Source organism: Sulfitobacter sp. (assembly GCF_036961165.1).
Classification (GTDB): domain Bacteria; phylum Pseudomonadota; class Alphaproteobacteria; order Rhodobacterales; family Rhodobacteraceae; genus Sulfitobacter.
Genome location: NZ_JBALVJ010000164.1, coordinates 1 through 2,829 on the forward strand (window position 1 = coordinate 1; position 2,829 = coordinate 2,829).

The 2,829-nt window shown below is 53.4% G+C and carries 4 protein-coding genes; 1 reads left to right on the plus strand and 3 read right to left on the minus strand.

The features are described 5' to 3' along the window. Positions 1-19: 19 nt before the first annotated feature. Both V7730_RS22525 and V7730_RS22530 read right to left on the minus strand, forming a co-directional pair. A complete protein-coding gene (locus tag V7730_RS22525; RefSeq protein WP_335749790.1) occupies positions 20-514 on the minus strand; it encodes a hypothetical protein in 495 nt (164 codons plus the stop codon). Positions 515-571: 57 nt separating this feature from the next. Next, positions 572-850, minus strand: coding sequence for a hypothetical protein (locus tag V7730_RS22530; RefSeq protein ID WP_335749791.1), 279 nt, complete (start codon positions 848-850; stop codon positions 572-574). Positions 851-1,242: 392 nt separating this feature from the next. On the opposite strand from V7730_RS22530, the gene V7730_RS22535 reads away from it, so the two are divergent. After that, entirely contained in the window at positions 1,243-1,611 is a 369-nt protein-coding gene (locus tag V7730_RS22535; protein WP_335749792.1) for a hypothetical protein, read from the plus strand. A gap of 91 nt (positions 1,612-1,702) precedes the next feature. Here the strand turns inward: V7730_RS22535 and V7730_RS22540 are convergent, their stop codons facing one another. Further along, entirely contained in the window at positions 1,703-2,710 is a 1,008-nt protein-coding gene (locus V7730_RS22540; protein ID WP_335749793.1) for a hypothetical protein, read from the minus strand. Positions 2,711-2,829: the final 119 nt, after the last annotated feature.

The following is a 2,829-nucleotide window of genomic DNA, read 5'->3' on the forward strand; positions in this document are numbered from 1 at the left end:
CGTTCGGGTTGGATACATCTTAGCACGCTGTCCAATTTTGCCGGACCACTTCATGATATAACGCGACCAACTCTGGCTTAGAGACAGAAGGGACAGCAACAGACTTCTTTCGGGTTTCCGTGAAATCGATTGCGTGGAAGATGGATTTGATCTGCTCAGGGGCCACATTCGTTGCGCGGACATAGTAGTTTGAAGACGGCGAAAGGCCGCGTGCGGCTGTCCTATCGTCCGGGATTTCGATCACATCACCGGCGCGGGCTCCGATCCGACGGATCACAAAATCGGCGTTGCCCAGGGTTTTGACGACCTCAAAGTCATTATGTTTGCTCGGCAACTGTCGTATTTGCCGCGGCTGCAGGCCACGTTTCCAGATTTGAAAGCACGCGTTGATGCGGATCGGCTTCGCTTCTCGATAGAAGGTCTCGTCTGGAAGATCCGTTTGATGCATGAGTTCGAACCTTGGGTCGAGTTGCCGCTGCACTGACACTTTTCCGAAGGATGCCGGCAGGATCATTGCGATCCATTCCCCCATGGTCGCAGCGTGATTGAAGAATTGTACGGCGGTTCCATTTTAGCAATTGAACGGCGGGTTACCGATGATTGCGATTTTTTTATGATCAGCGGGCGGTGACCAGGTCAGGAAATCTGCTTGGATGACACCTTTCGCGGTGGGCGCAATGTCGAGGCCTATTTTGACACCAGGAAGATCATTGAAGAACGCCCCACCTCCAGCGGAAGGCTCGATATAGAGATCGCAGGCTGGCGCGATCCGATTGGAGGTTGCGATACATGCTTTCGCAGTTTGAACTGTAGTGTAAAAATCGTCACGCTCGGTAATTTCTTTGGCCATTTTTGGATCTCCTTCTCGGCTAACCGGAAGGTCGGAACAAAAAATAAATCGAGAAATGTGCGCGCCTGGAAGGTTCTATTACTCATCAAAAATTTGAGAGCTGCTGCCTGGATCAGGTCTTATCTCCGAGACTAAATGGCAGATTAGGCCCTTGGATTGACCCGCTCTGCCGTTGCGTCCTCACCCGTGTGAGAGCACGCAACGGCAGAGCGGGTCCGAACCTCGGACAACACGAAAGGATGAGCCAGGCAGAGCCAGTTTGGTGTTTCTCAACGCGGCCGCACGTCTTGTCAGGTGCGCTGCAAACTTAACCGCATCAGTAGTTCCGCCGCGCTCGCTGCGCGCGGCGGCTTGTCCGCACAAACGGTCCGGCGTCATCCAAGAGAGACCCAATGACGAAAACCGAAAAACGCGCTCTGGCGCTTAACTTCCTATCCCGCAATGATCTGCAGTTGCAGAACGCCGTACTGTTGCTCGGAGGCGCACACGCCCTGTGGCAGCTTCAACGACTGCGACAGTCGCTGGCGAAGTCGGCACACTTCACGTCGAGCCATCGCAACGGACTGAACTGGCTGCAGGGCCTGTTGTCACTGACGTTCGTAGAGCATGATGACACCATGGACCTCATGGCGATTGATCCAATGGACCCGGCCGTTGATGATGTCTGCCTGCTGAGCGAAGCCTGCGATCGGATGCTGAAGTGCCTCGGTAAGCCGGGCGATGGTGCCGCGAAAGCAGACGGGCAGATGGACGCCGCCTGAAACGTTGGATGGCAGGGGTGTTCCCTGCCATCTTTCCACTGTGTGGATCATGCAACTGCAGTTTATGCCCGAGGTTCTAACGCCGCCGGGTTCAAACAGGCCCGAATGGCTTGTAATCCAGACTCTGAATCCAGGAGAGGTTAGGGCGGTGCTGCAGTGTTGCAATGCCCGCCTGTATCGCGCGTATTCTGGCAGTTGTCATTGTGGTCCCTCCCTTTCCCAACAGGGTAACTGGCGGTACCGTGTTTGGCACGTCCTCATTCAACTCACACCAATCGTCTTGATCAACAATGACAATCCCGAAGTCTTTGAAATGAAGGCTGTAGATTTCGCCGTGATGCCCGCGCAGCTGCAGCAAGTCGAGCACCTTCATTGCAGGCGTTTTAGTCACTAAAATTACGGCCATAGCCTGTAACTGGAGATCGTCGATCGCAAACATCGGCTTGAATCTTTGTGCGCCAGCCTCGCTTCTGATGGGGGCGATGAGGTGGATTCCCGGCTTGCGCCGGTCGGCAAAAAATGAGTGCTGTAAAAGGATTCCGGTGAGATCGCCATCTCGAGCAGAGGCCATTTCGGTAAAGTGAGTATTTGCACCTTGTTCGAAGGTTTCTCCAAAGACACCGGAGGTTTCGAACATGGGCACAGCGACGGCTTCAGCATCCTCGTGCAATGGTGCTAAGTTAACTGACCAGCTACCTCCAGACATGCGAGACCTCCTTTTCAGATCTTTGAGAACGACTTCAATGTATCCTGCTTCTTGACCAGACCCGATTGTTGCGCACATTACGAGGCAGGCCCGAAGGTAGGAAAATTGCATCAACCTCTCGAAGGACCAGCCTTCAACGTCGGCAATTTCTAGCATTTCGGCATAACAGATTTGTGCCATTTCACAGCGCATGGTCAGCGGGTGGCGTAGGTTTTGAGCGCAATGCCTGTGGTCCAGTGCTTTCCGGAGCGTGGGAAATTCGGGGTCGACTATGATTGTTTCGTATGACGCTGCAATCTTCTCGAATTCTGCGCCAGGATTTGCCCCACATTCCGCGGCAAAGCGGTTTCCAGATTCTATCAAAGCGTCGATCAGATTGGTAATTTTGTCCAATTCGGAGAAATGCTCCGGGTAATAAGTGGCGATAAGCGTCGAGATTGCATGGCTGGTCGAATTAGGTTTCTGTCGCTATTTTCAGCGCATGACGGAATGACCGATAACTTTGGACACAG